The organism is Clostridium sp. YIM B02500, assembly GCF_022324665.1.
Taxonomy (GTDB): domain Bacteria; phylum Bacillota; class Clostridia; order Clostridiales; family Clostridiaceae; genus Clostridium; species Clostridium beijerinckii.
In genome coordinates this window covers 266,044-284,432 of sequence record NZ_JAKGTE010000003.1, presented here as the reverse complement: position 1 = coordinate 284,432, position 18,389 = coordinate 266,044, and the positions used below count along the sequence as shown (strand labels likewise).

Genomic DNA, 18,389 nt, shown 5'->3' with positions numbered 1-18,389 from the left:
CACATTCGGGAAATAACAAGTCAGTGTGCCTTAATTCTAAAAAAGGAGGCAAATAGCATGTATAAAGTAATGATTGTAGACGATGAAATACCTGCACGAGAAATTCTCTTGTACATCATAAATTGGGAAGACACTGATTTTAGAATAGTATATAGCGCTTCAAATGGTAAAGACGCACTGGGCAAATATACTGATATAAAACCAGATCTTATTATTACAGATATACAAATGCCTATTATAGATGGTTTAGATTTAATAGAAGAAGTACAGAAAATAAATAAATCTCAAAAATTTTTGATATTAAGCTGCTATGAGGACTTTACGTATGCGCAAAGAGCTATGAAAATGGGCGTAACAGACTACTTGATAAAAGATTTAATAACACCTAATGATCTATATGGAATATTAGCAAAAACTAAAACTGATCTTGATAATATAACTATAAAAAAGAGTGAAATAAAAAAAGAACATAAACTTTTAAATTTCCTAAAGGAAAATAAGGATATTGCACTAAGAAAGCTTATATTTAATGATATAAGTCAAGATGATTGTTATAACCTTATTGAAAACCTTAACCTTAATCTAAACGGAAAACTTTTTGTTCTTTTCCTTATCCAGATAGATAACTTTTTTAAATATATAGAAGATGAGAATTTCTATACAAATACCCTTAATGAAATAATAAAAAATGTTTCTGAAACCATCGAAGAACTCAATATTGGTGAATGTTTTTATAGTGAAAATGGAGAATTCACAGCTATTGTACGCTTGTCGCCAACCATTAGTGAAGCGGATATAATAAATGAGTGTTATTATTTAGCGCAGGAAATAAGAAAAAGGATTTCCCTCATGCATAATATCAGCTTAACAATAAGTGTGAGCTCAACATTTAAAAAGCCATTTAAAATAAAGAAATACTTTGATGAAGCATTTAAACTTTCTAAAATGAAGGTATTCCTAGGCAATGATACTATAATTTTAAATAATACCTTTGTAAAAAATTTAGATTTAGATACTGATACTTTAGCAAAAAGAATTAATGCCATTAATATAGCTATTGAACAAAATAATATTGAAAACTTAAAATCAGAGTTAACTCACTTATATGATAAAGATATACGAGGATTTATGCAGTTTAATTATCTAAATTATATAAACTCCTCTCTCCTAGATTTAGTAGTAAGAACCTGTAATAGATATTCTATAGCTTATGAAGATATTTTTTCAACTTCATACCTACCTATAGAAATATTATCAACAAAAGAAACCGTTGAAGAAATGAGCGGATGGTTTATTGAGATCTTTACTAAAATAATAAATATTAATTTTAATAACTCTTTTAAAAATAAATATAGTAAAAAGGTTGCTGATTCCATAGATTACATAAACAAAAATCTCTTTAATCAATCTCTTAGTCTAACAGATATAGCAGAAAACATTAATGTCCATAAAGTTTATTTATGCAGAATCTTTAAAGAAGAAACAGGTGAAAATGTTACGCAGTATATTTTAAAAGCTAGAATTGACAAATCTAAAGAAATAATTTTATCAACTAACTATAAGCTTTATGAAATATCAGACAAACTTGGATTTAATAGTCCTCAACAATTTAGTATTTTATTTAAAAAAGTTACAGGTATCACTCCGAACCAATTTAGAGACTCTTATTTTAAAAATCTATAGTTGGGTAATGGCTTATAACTACTCCAAATATACATTTTAAAAATTTTGAAAGGAATTTATATTTACATGAATAAGAAAATACTTTTAGTTGTAATAATAATTTTATCTAGTTTTGCTTTCTCTTGTGATACTACAACTTCTAAACAGAGCTCAAAAAAATCTGATTTAGTTATTGCCGTTATTTACAAAACTTTAGATGAAGCTTGGTTTCAGGAAGAAAGTGAGGCTGCTAAAAATAAGGCTTTAGCTATGGGGGCTAAAGATGTAATTACTATAGATGCTAAAATGAATCCTGATGTGTATTTATCTGCTTTGGATAATTTAATTACTCAAAAAGTAGATGGTATATTAATATGCGTTCCTGATCAAAAATTAAGTAAAATCACTATAGATAGATGTAAGAAATCAAATATTGCTGTTATAGCCTGCGACGATCCTCTTACTGATGATGAAGGTAATTATATTGCACCATTTGTCGGAATAGATTCTAATCAAATTGGACGGGATATGACTAGTCTCATGGTAGATTATTTAGAAAAGAATAATAAATTAAGTGATCCTAATTCTTCAGGACTTCTGCTTATGTCAATGGATTCTGTATCTAGCTGCATACCTAGAACTGAAGGACAGTTAGAAACATTTAAAGATAGACTTCCAAGCTTTCCAAGAGAAAATATTTTTCAAGCCGAATATAATGGACAATCAGAAAAAAGTTTTTATTCTGCCGCATCAACTATAACGTCTAATAAAAATATAAAGAATTGGTTTGTCATGTCTGCAAATGAAGCTGGCACCATTGGTGCAATAAAAGCACTGGATCAATCTGGTCTTGCAGAAAATGCTGTTGCTGTAGGGGTAGGTGGATATGTAGCAAAGGATGAATTTCAAAAAGAAAACTCTCCTCTTATAGCGTCTGCATACATAAGTGCTACAGAAGTTGGAGAAATTGCTGCTCAGGAACTTATGGAAAATCTTTTGCTTAATAAAAATATTCCTGATAAATATTTGGTAAAAGATAAAGTGATTACAAAAGATAATTATAAAAATCTTGTGATTAAATAATTTAACAATAAAATAACTCCATTCACATAATAATTTCTCAACTGTTACATGAATGGAGTTCTACCAACTTAAATTTAATTATTATCTTTTTAATTTAACATTTTGATATTAAATTGTTATCAACCAAAATTTTCAAAGAAAAACTTCTAAAAATTCCATCATCAAACTTCAATTTAATCTTATCTTTGTCATTTTCATCAAATCCAGTAATCTCTCCAACACCATAAGTTCTATGGGCTACTTTATTTCCAATCTCGTATCCATAAGTGTCAACAGGCATATCATTTAATTTTCCTTCAATAATAAACCTCGAAACGTCCTTAAATTGGCCTTTCCTGTTTCTTGGAGAAAATAGATACAGGTTATCTATTGCCCTAGTTATTCCAACATAAAATAATCTTCGTTCTTCCTCAATATTTTCCTTTATACTTGATGCATGAGGTATAGTTTCTTCTACACAATTTATAACATAGACATTTTTGAACTCCATTCCTTTCACGCCATGTATAGTACTTAAGATAACGCCTTCTCTCTTAGTTTTTCTTTTACTTTCCTCTATACTTTGTTTTACTTCCTCTATATGTTCTAGAAATTCAAATATAGTTTTATATCCTTCTGCTGATAATTTAAATTCTTCTATTATATCTTCTAAATCCTCAAAACTTTGATTAAATTTATTAGCATATTCCTGAAGATAATCTCTATATCCTAGATCCATTACTATATATGCAATTGCTGATGATAAAGATATCTTATTTAAATAGTTTATATCTTTTCTTAACTCATCAAGCTTTTTCTTTTGAAATGGTGGTGTATCTTCTTTGCTAATAATTATAGTAAATGGACTCTCTTCTCTATCATAATTTTTTATATAAAATAAATTTCCCTTACTTATATATCTGAAAGGCCTATTTATTATTTGTAAGAAGCTATTTCTATCAAATTCATCTACACTTAATCTTAAATATGAGATTAAATCCCTGCAAATAAAATGCTCAAAAAAATTATATTCTCTATCAAGCAGCGTAAATGGAATCTTCCTTTTAGTTAATACATCAATAATAGACATAGACTCTATATTAGTTCTATACAATATTGCATTATCTTCATAATTAGTCCCTAAAGTTTTATTATTTATAACTATATCAGTCAAACTTTCTGCCTGCATCTTTTCATTATATGGATTAAACCACTTAACAATCCCCTCACACTCTTTATCCCATTTTATAGCTTTATTATTTCGCTTTTCATTATATGCTATTACAGTTTTTGATTTATCAACTATATTCATTCTACTTCTATAATTTATCGATAAATAATATTTTTTCCCACCTATAAATATTTTATCAAAGTTGACCATATACTCTGGCTTTGAGCCTCTAAAAGAATAAATACATTGATCTTCATCTCCCACTGCAAAAAGATTATTATCTTCCCCCTGATTTATTAACCTTAAAAAATCTATTTGCATTTCATCACAATCTTGAAATTCATCAACTAAAACATACTTGAATAATTTCCTATAAGACATTAGCATATTCTTATCATTCTTTAGCAATTCTAATACTTCTATAGCTAGATCATCAAAATCTCTTTTATTGTGTTCTTTTTTATATTCCTCATATTTTTCCAATGCTTCTTCAAAAATTTCTTTTGCAATTGATGGCTTAAATTCATTTAAAGGAACTCTTGAAGTTTTATACAATGAAATGTTATTTATTGCCTCTTTAATTTTATCTTCATTAACTTCATCAAAGTATTTTCCTAAAATATTACTAACTATTTTGTGAACAACGGCCCCATCAACTATGTCTATATTTCTTCCACATCTCAAAAGTATCTTATAAAATAAGCCATGGAATGTCCCAAAAAAAGGTGAACTGTTCGTATTGAATTTAGATACATATCTATTCTTCATATTCTGCGCTGCCGCTTTTGTAAATGTAATTACTATTATATTTCCATTAGCTACTCTTTTATGCTTTACTAGATAATCAACTCTATTTATTATAACCGTAGTTTTTCCAGATCCAGGTGCTGCAACTATCAAGACATTTTTTTCTTCTGCCTTTACTGCATCCATCTGATATTTATCAAGATCGTACCCCACTGTAATGCTCCTTCTTTCATTCCTATTTACATTTCAGCATTTATGAATTTCTTTATATAAGACTTACATATTTTAAATTCTTTCCATATTTACTATATGAATTTCATTTTCCTCTCATAATACTGAATATTTTCTACTTAACTTCAAAAAATTAATATATGTCTGATTTTAAGTTATAAGCAACTATATTGTAATCAAACTCTTATAGATGTACAATAGTTTTATGCATTTTAATTTATAATGGATTAAACTATAATTATAAAATAAAATTATTTACATGTTTTTTAAAGGAGATTATTATGGATAATAAATCTAGTTTTAATGTTAAGGATGAACGAAATTTAACGATGTTAGTTGATTTTTATGAATTGACTATGGGTAATGGTTATTTCCGTAAAGGACTTAAAGACAAAATAGCATACTTTGATATGTTCTTTAGGCGAATCCCCGATGATGGCGGATACTGTATAATGGCTGGAGTTGAACAATTAATCGATTATTTAAGCACTTTAAAATTTACTGACGACGATATTACTTATCTAAGAGATAAACACGCCTTCTCCGAAGAATTTCTTGACTATCTAAGGGACTTCGATTTTAGTTGCGATGTTTGGGCTGTTCCAGAAGGAAACCCAGTATTTCCAAACGAACCTCTTGTAACTGTTCGTGGCCCTGTAATTCAAGCTCAATTCCTTGAAACAATGATTCTTTTAACAATAAATCATCAGACACTAATTGCTACAAAAGCTAATAGAATTTGTAGAGCAGCAGATGGGCGTCCTGTAATGGAATTTGGTTCAAGAAGAGCTCAAGGTTATGACGGCGCAATTTATGGTGCTAGAGCAGCTATTATAGGTGGATGTAGTTCAACAGCCTGCACTATGTCAGACAGAATGTTTAATATCCCTGCTGTTGGAACTATGGCTCATAGTTGGGTTCAATTATACGATACAGAATATGATGCTTTTAAAGCATGGGCTGAAATTTATCCAGATGATTGTGTATTACTTATTGATACCTACAATGTCATAAAGTCAGGAATTCCAAATGCAATAAAAGTATTTAATGAAGTTTTAAAACCTCTTGGCAAGAGACCTCGTGGCGTAAGAATAGATTCTGGTGATATTACTTATCTAACAAGAAAATGCAGAAAGATGTTAGATGAAGCTGGATATGAAGATTGTGGAATTGTAGTTTCTAACTCTCTTGATGAGCATATTATAAAAGATGTATTAGATCAAGGTGCATGTATAAACTCTTTTGGAGTTGGTGAGCGACTTATAACTGCTAAGTCAGAACCAGTTTTTGGCGGCGTTTATAAATTAGTTGCATTGGAAGGTGATAATGACATTATCCCTAAAATTAAAATAAGCGAAAATGAAGAAAAAATAACAAATCCAGGTTTTAAGAAGATAATAAGAATATTTGATAAAAACTCTCACAAGGCCATTGCGGATTTAATTACTTTAAGAGATGAAAACATTAACGAGAATGAACCATTAATAATATTCGACCCTATTCATACATGGAAGAGAAAAAAAATCAAGAATTATTACACTAAAGAACTTCAAGCACCAATATTCAAAAGTGGAAAGTGCGTGTATGAATCTCCTACAGTTTTAGAAATAAAAGATTTTTCAAAACTTGAAACTGATAAGCTGTGGCCTGAAGTACTTAGATTTGAAAATCCTCATACTTATTATGTTGATTTATCCCAAAATTTATGGTCTTTAAAACATTCTCTTCTTCATAAATATACAAACTCTTATGAAGCACAAGAGTAAAACTCTACAAAACTAAGTTAATTCGCGAACTTATCTATAAATATTATAATATTTTTATAGATCAAATAAACATATACTTCTTTTATCAATAAAAATATAGATTAGAATATTTTCATATATTCTAATCTATATTTCTTTAGCATTAATAGTTAATATTTGTTCTCTTTTCGTCATCATATATAGACAAATTTAGAAAACCGTAGTCTTCTTTCATAATTTCCTTAAAATCGATACTGCTTGACTCACTACATTCATTAAAAATGCAAAGCTTATCATCTTGCCCTTTTAATGATTCACTTTTTATAGGGCATTCACTATAACACTCCACTTTCTCTTTTGTTGTTGACCAAAATGGACACCTACTCATAAAACCCGCCATCCTTTTCTCATCCTAATAATTTATAAATCTCATAAATTTATGAATTCATTATATTACAAACGCCCTTAAAAGTAAAGATTTTACAATGGAATTCTATGTAAAATTAAGGAGCATTTTTTATAATGCTCCTTAATTTTTATAATTATATTTGACAAATATTCTTAACAACTGATATATTTATAAGTTCATTTTGGAATGCTCTAAGTAATGCCTTTTCCAAAACTTTTTCTTTATCAAAGTTCTCTATGTCTCTACATTCAGAAAAAACTTTATTTTTCTCGCCTTTAACATTTTTATAAGTTAATGTCACATATGGCTTGTCATATTCTACTTCTAATATTTTTATTCCCCAAGATATTTGTGCGAAGTCTCCATCAACAGTTAATTTTGTTAATTCCTTTAACTTCTCATTATCCTTGCTTGGATCATTTACAATTATTAATTCGTCCCCAACTTTATATTTTCCCACAAAAATACGCCTCCTCATCAATTTCTATTTATATTTTTATCATAGGCTAAATGATTTTGATTAAGTCTGTAATAAAAATTATCATTTTTTTGTAGAAATAGTAATTATAATTACTATAGTATGTTAATTAATTAACATACTCTGCTTAGTTATATTTTAACAGACTTTTCTTTAATGTACAACAAATTTTTGATATTTTCATTCAATTATCAGAAAATTAATTGAAATTGCGTGTTTATTTATAATTAAATGTTCAAATTAAGCAAACTCAATCTTTTTCTTTGCATTTTTATTAACAATATTTCTCTAAATAATAATAATTGTTTAAAAATAGTATTAATTAATTAGTTGACTCTTTCTTTATTTCTATGCTATAATCGATACATAAAACTAATAGAAGTGAGGTTTTTAAAATGGATCAAATAGCTTCAGTTTTCAAAGAAAAAAAGCTAAAATTAACTCCTCAACGACTTGCAGTATATAACTATTTAATTAATACTACTTCTCATCCTTCAGCAGACGTTATTTATTCTGATATTCATATCCAATATCCAACTATGAGTTTAGCTACTGTATATAAAGCATTAAAAACATTAGTTGATGTAGGATTAATTCAAGAAATAAATGTTGGTGAAGGAAACTTTAGATATGATGGTAATTCATTACCTCATCCTCACTTACAATGCTTAAGTTGCGGAAGAGTAGATGATTTTAAAGATCTATCTCTAGATAATCTTAATGCTTTGGCAAAAGAGCATACTGATTATCAGATTGTTTCAAATAAGGTTTATTTTTATGGTTATTGTAGCAACTGCAAATAATTGTTATTTTTTTCATCCTGATCATAACTTAGGCAAAAAATATTTTGCGTGAAGTTATGGTCTTTTTTTATTTTATCGCTTTTATATTATTAATATGCATCACTATATCAACATATAATTTATTGAGGTGATACATAATGAAAATCATAATATTAAAGAAAAGGATTTTAGTAAACTCAGCACTATATATATCAGCATTATTTTTAATTTTAGGTATGGTTTACTTTGTTTCTAATAAGTTTAAATCTTTACAAACTATATCTCCAATAAACATTACCCAAAATACACAATATGACTTAACAGGTGATGGCAAAAAAGATACTTTTCAATTATTAAGCTCACAAAATAAGGTTGATTTTAATATAAATTGTTTTGATAATGATCATTATCTTTCCAATCAACTTAGTGACAAAACACTTTTCACGACTAATCTTCATTTTGAGCCTAAAGTTTATTTTCATAATCTTTCTAGAGATAATATTCCTGAAATTATACTTCTTGGCTCTAAAAATGATAAGTCTATGTCTTATGTATTTAAGTGGAATAAAAAAAACTTTAATTTGCTCTATTCAAGTAATAATAATATTTTTGGTATATTGGATTGTAAAAATTCTAAGACTCCTCAATGTTATTCAATATCATCATCAGAAGGGCTTTCTTCATTAAATAGCTTTATGCTCATTAATAATGATATTTTAGATACTAGTAAGGATAATGCAAATCTTCCTTCATTAGATTCTGCAACGAGTTTTATTAATTTAGTTGAGCTTCCTTACGTAGTTGATGATCTTCCAGATATCTTCTCTTCTACAATTGACAAAGAGAATTTATCTTTACTTTGGAGTTTAGATAAAGATAATTATTCGTATACTTTTCAAAATGCCTTTTTTTATGATTATAAGTGGACTGAGTCATTAGAGCCCTCAGCTATAAGGTGGAGACTATCTTTTGAAAAAAGCAATCTTAAAGGTACAAATAATAAAAGTGAGTTGATATTATTAATAGATTTTGAAAAGCAAGGTTCTTCTTATAAAATAAATAGTATACAAAAAGCTAAATAAATATAAAAGGCCGCATTAGCGGCCTAAAGGGGGATGAGGGGTTACTTAATGAAGTAAAAAATTTATCCGATAGTTGAACTGCCATTAACACATCAAACTCTTTAAATGTTAACCAAACGGCATTAAACTTCTGGATAAGCTTAACTAGATTTTAGATGGAAATACCTCTCTAAATCAAGTCTTACTTAATAATCCATTAAGTTTGTAAGAGAATACTTTCTCTATTACATTAATATTATTGACATGATTTCTTTTTGTATACACAATTTAAAAAATAATTTTTATTTTTTTATGCTTCTTTGAGTTCTCCATTCTTATAAGCTTCAATGATTCTATCAATAAACTTTATTCTATCCGGATGAGCATAACTTCTAATTGCCATTAAAAATTCTAAGTTCGCATCCTTATCCTTAATATTTCTATTTGTTGCAACATTGTTCTTTTTAACACCTTTATCTTCATTTAGATTTTCAGAATTTTTAGGATTCGTATTGCTAGAATATTCTTTAGGATTTGAATACATATTCTTATTATTTACATTGCTTTGACTTCCACTCATATTTCCTTGAAATAAGTTATTATCTAAATTTAACCCCATCATTTGAGCTATTGAATTTAAATTTCCCAAATTAAATCCATTTGTATTCATTGAAGCTAACATATTCCCCATATTATTCATATCAAAATTTCCACCTAGTAATCCCATTAACTGCATAGGATCAATTCCGAAAGGTGCATTTCTAGCATTATCATTAATATTAGAACTAGTATCATTTGATGTTTGATCTTGTTCTCTATGTTTATGCTTAGCCATTTTAAAATCCTCTCACTTAAAATTGTCTCTTTTTAATATATGTATATCATTCTAAAAATGTTTATGTTTTTACGCATTTTTTTAGAGGGCCATTAAAGCCCTCTATCCACTATCCTAGCAGCAGCAATTACTTTCTCCTCGTCCGCCTCCTAAAAGATTAGAGAAGCATCCACCACATAATATAAATAGTAAAATAATTAAATATGATTTGTTACAGTTTAATAAACCTGACCCGCATGCTATTAATAGAAATATGATTGGTGTACAACCACTTCCTAATAAACCATCTGAAGCATTTGATCTTGGCTCATAGCAGCAACATTCATTGTGTCTTTTTTCACAGCAACATTTATTCTTCCTTTTAGACATATTTATCTCTCCTTCCTAAAAATTAAGAATCTTAACAATTAGCAGCACAACCAAAATTATTACCGAAAGGACTTACTCCTCCGCCAAATCCACAATTGTTAAATCCTCCGCCTATTCCATTGTTATTATTGCAAAGGAATAATAGTACTAATATAAACAAATATGGTGCACAACTACCTAAGAATCCACTATTAGCTCCGCCTTTGTTGCAACAGCAATCTTTCTTTTCACAGCAGCAATCGCACTTTTTCTCACAGCAGCAATCACTTCCTACATTACCTCTTCCTAAATTATTTCTTCCACAGCCACAATAGAATAATATTAATAAAATCCAAATCCAGCTGTTAAATCCGCAACCACCATTATTGAATCCTTGTCCACAGCCTCCTATACCCCCTGGAAAACCTCCGATTCCTGGTCCACCAAAGTTTGGCCCGCAACCACAATTGTTAGAACTTGAATCTGAACAATCATCATCACATGAATTTAAACCATTTAGGATATCATTCATCTCCATTTTTATTCCTCCTTGGAAATATTTTTTTCTTTTTTATACTATATATTATTCCTACCTAAAATTTTTGACACTATTTTTTATAACTTATAATTATTTAAATTTTTTATCAGCTATTTTAATAAATAATATCATTACTTAAATAGAAATAACCTCTTACAAATATTATATCTGTAAGAGGTTATTTGTTTACTATTATATAAAAATTTATAAAAAATATTTTACTAATCTAAATCTGTCGCAAATTCTAAGAAAAGATTATCTATTAGTTCATCTTTCCCATCTTTATTTAATGATGAGAAAAAATATAATTTGTCATCTGAATTTAATTTGAGTGTTTCTTTTATAACTTTCTCATTTTTCTTTAATTCATTCCGTGTAAGTTTATCGCTCTTTGTAGCGACTACTATAACGTCATAACCAAAATGTTTTATCCATTCATGCATAATTATATCATCACCCGTTGGCTTATGCCTAGAATCTACAAGCAAGACAACTCTTTTTAGCTGTTCTCTACCAGTCAAATACATTTCAACAGTTTTCCCCCAGCTATCCTTCTCCGCCTTCGAAACTTTTGCATATCCATATCCAGGCAAATCAACTAAATAAAAATCATCATTTATAAGAAAAAAGTTAACTAATCTAGTTTTTCCTGGAGTCTGACTAACCTTTGCAAGTTTTTTTCTATTGGTTAATGAATTTATCAGCGAACTCTTTCCTACATTAGATCTTCCAACAAATGCAACTTCCACTCTATTATCTATGGGATATTGATTCTTCTTTACTGCTGACGTAATAAAATCTGATTTCTTAATTCTCATTAGTATCCTCTCCAATTAGTGCATTTTTCAATACCTCATTAACTTCTTTAGCAGAAATAATATTCAAGCTATTTCTAATCGAATTTGGTATCTTATCTATATCTTTCTCATTTTCTTTAGGAATTATTATAGTATCTACTCCTGCTCTAAATGCTGCTAAAGATTTTTCCTTTAGCCCACCAATCGGAAGCACTCTTCCTGTTAATGTAACTTCACCTGTCATTGCTACATTATGCTTAACCTTCTTACCGGATAGTGCTGATACAAGTGCAGTTACCATAGTCACGCCTGCCGATGGACCATCCTTAGGCACTGCACCTTCTGGTGCATGAATATGGATATCCTTTTCTTTATAAAAAGTTTCATTTATCCCAAACTTAATTGCATTAGCTCTAACATAACTGTACGCTGTCCTTGCCGACTCTTGCATAACATCTCCAAGCTTACCTGTAAGTTCAAGTTTTCCTGATCCAGTCATAACCATAGCTTCTATTGGAAGCGTATCGCCTCCATATGCAGTCCATGCCATTCCTGTAACTACTCCAACCTTGTCCACTTTATCAATTTGATCAAAATCAAACGTCTTCTTACCTAATAATTTTTCAACACTTTCATTATTAATTAGGAATTCCTTTTGTTCTCTTTTTAACATTTCTGCTAATACTTTTCTTATTAAAGAACTTAATTTTCTTTCTAATCCACGAACTCCTGATTCTCTTGTATATCCCTCGATAACCATTCTAATAGAATCGTCTTCTATATCAATTTTATCTTGCGGAATATCAAGTTCTTTAAATATCTTAGGAATAAGATGATTTTTAGCTATATTGAATTTTTCTTCATACGTATATCCCGATACTTCAATAACTTCCATTCTATCTAAAAGCGGCCTTGGTATGGTTTCTAAAGAATTTGCTGTTGCTATAAACATAACCTTAGACAAATCCATCGGTACTTCTAAATAACTATCTCTAAAATCTTTGTTTTGCTCACTATCTAATATTTCTAATAATGCATCAGATGGATCACCTTTATAGCTCGAACTAATTTTATCTATCTCATCAAAAAGCATTAATGGATTCATAGATTTTGCCTCTTTCATTGCATAGACTATTCTACCTGGAATTGCACCAACATATGTCTTTCTATGACCTCTTATTTCAGCTTCATCCTTCATTCCACCTACGGATATTCTTGTATATTTTCTATTAATGGCATTAGCTATAGATTTTGCTATAGATGTCTTTCCCACACCTGGAGGGCCAACTAAACAAAGAATAGGTCCTTTTTGGGACTTACTGAATTGTTTTACTGCTAAATACTCTATAATTCTATCTTTAACGTCTTCCAATCCATAGTGCTCATTATCTAAAACTTCTCTTGCTTTAGTAACATCAATATTTTCCTTTGTATTCTTACCCCAAGGGATATCCAATACCCAGTCTAAATATGCCTTTACAACATTGCCTTCTGATGACGTAGGACTCATATTTTTAAGTCTTGATAACTCGTAATTAACCTTTTCTTTAACTTCATTAGGAAGTTTAGCTTTCTTGATTTTTTCTTCATACTTAGCTATTTCTTTCTTGTCCTCATCATCTTCACCCAATTCTTCTTGAATTGCGCGCAATTGCTCTCTTAGATAAAATTCCTTCTGCTCTTTTGCAACTGTATTCTTTACTTTATTAGCAATTTTTTTTTGGATTTTTGCTATAGAAATCTCTATTTTAATTCTTTCTAGTACTTTCTCTACTCTCTTGATTATATCTACTATTTCCAAAATTTCTTGTTTAAGCTTTTCATCAGTTATTGCATAAGAAGCTACCATGTCTACAAACTGACTTGGTTTTTCAAGTGAATCTATTGATTTAACTGCTTCTCCAAAATTATCTTCACTTAACTTAAGTAGTTTCATAAATTCTTTATCCAAGAATTTAATATAGGCGTCTAATTCCTCATTCTTAACCACTTTATCATCTAATTTTTTTACTGAAACTTTTATATAATTTTCTTCTTCCTCTATATATTTAACTATTTTACCTCTTTCTTGGCCTTCCACAAGAACTCTAATAGTATTATCAGACATCTTTAAGATTTGCTTTATTTTACATATGGTTCCAATCGAATATATTTCATCTTGATTAGGTTCTTCTATCATTGAATCTTTTTGCCCTACAAGAAAAACTTCTTGTTCATCTAACATAGCTTGTTCAATAGCTGCTATGGATTTTTCTCTTCCCACATCAAAATGTACAACCACACTAGGAAAAACAGTCAATCCTCTTAAAGGAATTAGCGGAATCGTATATAGCTTTTTCATAGTACTATTTCCCCCCATATCTTAATTACATTATTTATTTTGACTTATCTAGTATACACATAATAAATATTTTTTTCAATGATTCTAAAAATAAAAAACTCATTATATATTGTAGAGTTTACAAAACAAGTATACCTAGTCACTTGCTTTGTAAACTTATAATAATTTTGTTTAATCAAACAGCATATATACTACTATAAATACTCTTTAGTTTATCTATTATAACATAATATATTAATTTTAAAAGAAAAAGTGTAAAAATATTAAGATTTATTCATATTTTACTGTACTAATTAAAAATATAACTTTACAAGTTATTCAAAATGTTATTGCCTTCAGCTGATAATATTTCTCGTTCGCTTTCATTAATTATATCTTCTTCTATAGCCAACTTAATTACCTCTTTAAAATTTGTTACAGGAATTATTTCTATTTCACATATTTCATGTAGTGATTCATCATAATTTTCTTGTGGAATTATAACTTTTTTTGCACCAGCTTTAAAGGCTGCAGATATTTTAGCCTTCACTCCTCCTATCGCTTTTACAGATCCTAATATGCTTATTTCTCCAGTCATAGCAACAAACCTATTTATTTTCTGCTTAGTTATAGCGCTATAGATCGCTGTTGCAATACTTATACCAGCTGATGGGCCATCAACTGGAATTCCTCCTGATATATTTACATGTATATCATATCTATCAGTTGATAAATCGAATAAATTATCTAATACTGTAAGCACATTTTGAACAGATGCAAAAGCAGTGCTTTTCATTTTTATTTTTTTATTGTTATTAGTTATCTCTTCCTCTTCAACTATTCCAGTTATTTTAAGTTCCCCTCTTCTACTTGTAACTTTCTTACAACTAACTTCAAGAGGCATTAACATTCCAATGTTTGCTCCATATACTGCTAATCCATTAACAACCCCAACTCTAGATTGAGATGGTATCTTATTTGAAATTATTTTGTTATACTGTCCATTCTCTAATACCCATTTAATATCATCTAATGTAATCTCACTTCTATCTTCATTAATAGCAATTCCAGACGCCAACTGAATCAAATTTATTACTTCTCTACCATTTGTGCAATATTTACTTACTTCTTCAACACCATCTTTTGAAATTTGCAATCCAACTTTATTAACACAATTTTCAGCTATTTTCTCTATTTCTTCAGGCAATAATGCCCTAAAAAAGATTTCAACACATCTTGATCTTATAGCTGGTATGATTTCATGTGGCGCTCTTGTTGTTGCTCCTATTAATCTAAAATCAGCAGGAAGCCCATTATCAAATACTTCCTTTATGTACTTAGGCATATTAGTATCTTCTGAACTATAGTATGAACTATCTAAAAACACTTTTCTATCTTCTAATACCTTCAATAACTTATTTAACTCAATTGGATGAAGCTCTCCAATCTCATCTAAAAATAATACACCCCCATGAGCTTTTGTAACAGCTCCTGCCTTTGGTTGTGGAATTCCAGCTATACCTAAAGAACCAGCGCCTTGATAAATCGGATCATGCACTGAACCTATTAGTGGATCTGCTATTCCTCTCTCATCAAATCTCAATGTGGTTGCATCTAACTCAACAAATTTTGACTTTTCTGTAAATGGCGATAGTTTGGATTTTCTAGCTTCCTCCAACACCAATCTAGCTGCTGCCGTCTTTCCAACCCCTGGTGGTCCGTAAATTATAACATGTTGAGGATTCGGCCCGCAAAGAGCTGCCTTTAATGCTTTAATCCCTTTTTCTTGCCCTATTACCTCATCAAAACTAGATGGTCTACTTTTTTCAGTAAGTGGCTTAGATAAACTTATTTGTCTTAATCTATTTAGATTATTTAATTCCTTAGTATTTTCCCTATCAATTATTATCTCCCTATTTTTTTGTGGTTTACTTATTGCATTACACATAACATAAACCATGAGAATTAGAACTATAATTTGCAAAATCATTAATATATTTGTCATAATCTTTAAATATACTTACCTTTACTAATATATACATTTTATTTCCTTATTATTACTAAAGTAAATATACTTTGCCTCCTTCAATTTTTATTATTAGTATTATTTGCTTATTATTACAAATATATTCTTGATTTTGAAATATAAATAAAAACAATCCAATATTTAAAATACTAAAAACTTGTAAAAAACGCTAAATAAGTCAGTATATATAAAAAAATATATACTGACTTATTATTCTCGCTAATATTAAGCTGATTCAATATCTTTCTTAGTTCTAGCTTTTACTAAAGTAGGTCTAATCTTTCCTTCTTCTACTCTTTCAATTCTAGGCTGCTTTTTCTCTTTAATAGCCTCTTCAGTTATTATAACATTAGTTATTCTATTATCAGAAGGTATCTCATACATTATTTCATTCATTATATCTTCAATAATAGCTCTTAAACCTCTGGCGCCTGTCTGTCTGCTAATCGCTTCTTCTGCTATTGCGATTAATGACTTTTCGTCAAACTCTAACTTAACATCATCTAGCTCGAATAATTTCTTATATTGCTTTACAAGAGCATTTTTAGGTTTAGTTAAAATTTGAATTAAAGCTTCTTTATCTAAAGACTCTAAAGTAACTAGTATTGGAAGTCTTCCAACAAATTCAGGAATTAACCCAAACTTCAATAAGTCTGCTGGCATAATTTCTTTTAGTAAGCTTCCAACATCCTTTTCATGTTTAGCTTGAATTTGTGCTCCAAATCCCATAGAACTCTTTCTTGTTCTATTTTCTATTATCTTATCAACACCATCAAAAGCTCCACCACAGATAAATAATATATTAGAAGTATTTATTTGGATAAACTCTTGATGAGGATGCTTTCTTCCACCTTGTGGAGGAACAGATGCAACAGTTCCTTCTAGTATCTTTAACAATGCTTGTTGAACACCTTCACCTGATACATCACGAGTAATAGATGGATTTTCTGATTTTCTAGCAATTTTATCTATTTCATCTATATAAATAATGCCTCTTTCAGCTTTTTCTACATCATAATCTGCATTCTGTATTAGTTTAAGAAGAATATTTTCTACATCTTCTCCAACATATCCAGCTTCTGTTAATGTTGTAGCATCAGCAATTGCAAAAGGTACATTTAAAAATCTTGCTAATGTTTGAGCAAGTAGTGTTTTTCCTGAACCAGTTGGTCCTAGTAGTAAAATGTTACTTTTTGATAATTCAACATCAATATCTTCTTTATTAGTATTAATTCTTTTATAATGATTATAAACTGCTACTGCTAAAGATTTTTTTGCTCTTTCTTGCCCAATGACATAAGAATCTAAGTATTCTTTAATCTCATTTGGCTTTGGTACACTTTTAGGGTCAAAATCAACAGTTTCTTGGAATTCATCTGCTATAATTTCAGAACATAAATCAATACATTCATCACAAATATATACTCCTGGACCTGCAATTAATCTTTTTACTTGTTCTTGAGTTTTGCCGCAGAAAGAACACTTTAACTGCTTCTTTTCATCATATTTAGCCATACATTCACCTCACTTAAAAACGTATAAATTTAAAATTCAATCTTATTTATCTTTTCCTATTTTATGCGTAGTTATTACTTCATCAACTAACCCATAAGCTTTAGCTTCTTCTGCAGACATGAAGTTATCTCTTTCTACATCTGCTTTAATTGTTTCTAAAGGCTTACCAGTATTTTCACTTAAAATTCTATTTAAAGTTTCTTTCATCTTTAATATTCTTTTAGCATGTATTTCAAAATCTGTTGCTTGACCTTGAAAACCGCCTAGTGGTTGATGTATCATAACTTCAGCGTTTGGAAGTGCAAATCTCTTTCCTTTTGTTCCAGAAGAAAGTAAAAATGCTCCCATTGAAGCTGCCATACCTATACATATTGTTGATACGTCGCACTTAATATATTGCATAGTATCATATATAGCATTTCCAGCTGTTATTGATCCTCCTGGACTATTTATATATATATATATATCTTTATCTGGATCTTCACTTTCTAAAAATAATAATTGTGCTACTATTAAATTAGCACTATCATCATTCACTTCTCCACTTAACATGATTATTCTTTCTTTTAATAATCTTGAAAATATATCATAGGAACGTTCTCCTCTACTTGTTTGTTCTACAACCATAGGTACTAAAGCCATATAAATCCTCCTTTTACTAT

The 18,389-nt window shown here is 29.2% G+C and carries 16 protein-coding genes; 5 read left to right on the top strand and 11 right to left on the bottom strand.

The window, feature by feature from the left end; all coding sequences use genetic code 11:
• The first annotated feature begins 57 nt into the window (after window positions 1-57).
• Together L1S46_RS03965 and L1S46_RS03960 are read left to right on the top strand one after the other, a co-directional pair.
• Window positions 58-1,683: a response regulator gene (locus L1S46_RS03965; RefSeq protein WP_238899262.1), complete on the top strand. Its 1,626-nt coding sequence runs from the start codon at window positions 58-60 to the stop codon at window positions 1,681-1,683.
• Window positions 1,684-1,749: 66 nt separating this feature from the next.
• Entirely contained in the window at window positions 1,750-2,745 is a 996-nt protein-coding gene (locus tag L1S46_RS03960; protein WP_238899261.1) for an arabinose ABC transporter substrate-binding protein, read from the top strand.
• Window positions 2,746-2,839: 94 nt separating this feature from the next.
• Here L1S46_RS03960 and L1S46_RS03955 read toward each other — a convergent pair whose 3' ends face one another.
• A complete protein-coding gene (locus L1S46_RS03955) occupies window positions 2,840-4,855 on the bottom strand; it encodes an ATP-dependent helicase (protein WP_238899260.1) in 2,016 nt (671 codons plus the stop codon).
• A 299-nt stretch (window positions 4,856-5,154) separates the two neighbouring features.
• Between L1S46_RS03955 and L1S46_RS03950 the strand changes: the two genes are divergently transcribed.
• A complete protein-coding gene (locus L1S46_RS03950; RefSeq protein WP_011968672.1) occupies window positions 5,155-6,639 on the top strand; it encodes a nicotinate phosphoribosyltransferase in 1,485 nt (494 codons plus the stop codon).
• A 142-nt stretch (window positions 6,640-6,781) separates the two neighbouring features.
• Here L1S46_RS03950 and L1S46_RS03945 read toward each other — a convergent pair whose 3' ends face one another.
• Together L1S46_RS03945 and L1S46_RS03940 are read right to left on the bottom strand one after the other, a co-directional pair.
• Window positions 6,782-7,018: a hypothetical protein gene (locus tag L1S46_RS03945; RefSeq protein WP_238858556.1), complete on the bottom strand. Its 237-nt coding sequence runs from the start codon at window positions 7,016-7,018 to the stop codon at window positions 6,782-6,784.
• Between the two features lie 142 nt (window positions 7,019-7,160).
• Window positions 7,161-7,487, bottom strand: a complete 327-nt coding sequence (locus L1S46_RS03940) for a hypothetical protein (RefSeq protein WP_011968671.1) — start codon at window positions 7,485-7,487, stop codon at window positions 7,161-7,163.
• Window positions 7,488-7,900: 413 nt separating this feature from the next.
• Between L1S46_RS03940 and L1S46_RS03935 the strand changes: the two genes are divergently transcribed.
• Window positions 7,901-8,308 (top strand): Fur family transcriptional regulator, encoded by a 408-nt coding sequence (locus tag L1S46_RS03935; RefSeq protein WP_011968670.1) that lies wholly within the window; start codon window positions 7,901-7,903, stop codon window positions 8,306-8,308.
• Window positions 8,309-8,445: 137 nt separating this feature from the next.
• A complete protein-coding gene (locus tag L1S46_RS03930; protein ID WP_238899259.1) occupies window positions 8,446-9,369 on the top strand; it encodes a hypothetical protein in 924 nt (307 codons plus the stop codon).
• Between the two features lie 289 nt (window positions 9,370-9,658).
• Here the strand turns inward: L1S46_RS03930 and L1S46_RS03925 are convergent, their stop codons facing one another.
• From L1S46_RS03925 to clpP, 8 genes are all read right to left on the bottom strand, one after another.
• Window positions 9,659-10,183, bottom strand: coding sequence for a hypothetical protein (locus L1S46_RS03925; protein WP_011968668.1), 525 nt, complete (start codon window positions 10,181-10,183; stop codon window positions 9,659-9,661).
• A gap of 114 nt (window positions 10,184-10,297) precedes the next feature.
• Window positions 10,298-10,552: a hypothetical protein gene (locus tag L1S46_RS03920; RefSeq protein WP_011968667.1), complete on the bottom strand. Its 255-nt coding sequence runs from the start codon at window positions 10,550-10,552 to the stop codon at window positions 10,298-10,300.
• A 31-nt stretch (window positions 10,553-10,583) separates the two neighbouring features.
• Window positions 10,584-11,069: a hypothetical protein gene (locus tag L1S46_RS03915; RefSeq protein ID WP_011968666.1), complete on the bottom strand. Its 486-nt coding sequence runs from the start codon at window positions 11,067-11,069 to the stop codon at window positions 10,584-10,586.
• A 221-nt stretch (window positions 11,070-11,290) separates the two neighbouring features.
• Complete coding sequence (gene yihA, locus L1S46_RS03910; protein ID WP_011968665.1) at window positions 11,291-11,887, bottom strand: ribosome biogenesis GTP-binding protein YihA/YsxC; 597 nt, start codon at window positions 11,885-11,887, stop codon at window positions 11,291-11,293.
• Window positions 11,877-14,207 carry an endopeptidase La gene (gene lon, locus L1S46_RS03905; RefSeq protein ID WP_011968664.1) on the bottom strand — a complete coding sequence of 777 codons (2,331 nt, stop codon included), beginning with the start codon at window positions 14,205-14,207 and terminating at the stop codon, window positions 11,877-11,879. Before lon ends, yihA begins: the two co-directional genes overlap by 11 nt.
• A gap of 307 nt (window positions 14,208-14,514) precedes the next feature.
• On the bottom strand, window positions 14,515-16,191 hold the full coding sequence (lonB, locus tag L1S46_RS03900) for an ATP-dependent protease LonB (protein ID WP_011968663.1): 1,677 nt from the start codon (window positions 16,189-16,191) through the stop codon (window positions 14,515-14,517).
• A 246-nt stretch (window positions 16,192-16,437) separates the two neighbouring features.
• Window positions 16,438-17,727: an ATP-dependent Clp protease ATP-binding subunit ClpX gene (gene clpX / locus L1S46_RS03895; RefSeq protein WP_011968662.1), complete on the bottom strand. Its 1,290-nt coding sequence runs from the start codon at window positions 17,725-17,727 to the stop codon at window positions 16,438-16,440.
• Window positions 17,728-17,769: 42 nt separating this feature from the next.
• The gene (gene clpP, locus L1S46_RS03890) at window positions 17,770-18,369 is read right to left on the bottom strand and encodes an ATP-dependent Clp endopeptidase proteolytic subunit ClpP (RefSeq protein WP_011968661.1); all 600 of its coding nucleotides are present in this window, start codon (window positions 18,367-18,369) and stop codon (window positions 17,770-17,772) included.
• Between the last annotated feature and the right edge of the window lie 20 nt (window positions 18,370-18,389).

Bases quoted from the DNA above. Each gene is read 5' to 3' on its own strand.
- clpP (WP_011968661.1), bottom strand. From the start codon at position 18,369: ATGGCTTTAGTACCTATGGTTGTAGAACAAACAAGTAGAGGAGAACGT.
- L1S46_RS03950 (WP_011968672.1), top strand. From the start codon at position 5,155: ATGGATAATAAATCTAGTTTTAATGTTAAGGATGAACGAAATTTAACG.
- L1S46_RS03965 (WP_238899262.1), top strand. From the start codon at position 58: ATGTATAAAGTAATGATTGTAGACGATGAAATACCTGCACGAGAAATT.
- L1S46_RS03935 (WP_011968670.1), top strand. From the start codon at position 7,901: ATGGATCAAATAGCTTCAGTTTTCAAAGAAAAAAAGCTAAAATTAACT.
- L1S46_RS03915 (WP_011968666.1), bottom strand. From the start codon at position 11,069: ATGGAGATGAATGATATCCTAAATGGTTTAAATTCATGTGATGATGAT.
- lon (WP_011968664.1), bottom strand. From the start codon at position 14,207: ATGAAAAAGCTATATACGATTCCGCTAATTCCTTTAAGAGGATTGACT.
- clpX (WP_011968662.1), bottom strand. From the start codon at position 17,727: ATGGCTAAATATGATGAAAAGAAGCAGTTAAAGTGTTCTTTCTGCGGC.
- L1S46_RS03945 (WP_238858556.1), bottom strand. From the start codon at position 7,018: ATGGCGGGTTTTATGAGTAGGTGTCCATTTTGGTCAACAACAAAAGAG.
- L1S46_RS03960 (WP_238899261.1), top strand. From the start codon at position 1,750: ATGAATAAGAAAATACTTTTAGTTGTAATAATAATTTTATCTAGTTTT.
- L1S46_RS03920 (WP_011968667.1), bottom strand. From the start codon at position 10,552: ATGTCTAAAAGGAAGAATAAATGTTGCTGTGAAAAAAGACACAATGAA.
- L1S46_RS03925 (WP_011968668.1), bottom strand. From the start codon at position 10,183: ATGGCTAAGCATAAACATAGAGAACAAGATCAAACATCAAATGATACT.
- L1S46_RS03930 (WP_238899259.1), top strand. From the start codon at position 8,446: ATGAAAATCATAATATTAAAGAAAAGGATTTTAGTAAACTCAGCACTA.
- yihA (WP_011968665.1), bottom strand. From the start codon at position 11,887: ATGAGAATTAAGAAATCAGATTTTATTACGTCAGCAGTAAAGAAGAAT.
- lonB (WP_011968663.1), bottom strand. From the start codon at position 16,191: ATGACAAATATATTAATGATTTTGCAAATTATAGTTCTAATTCTCATG.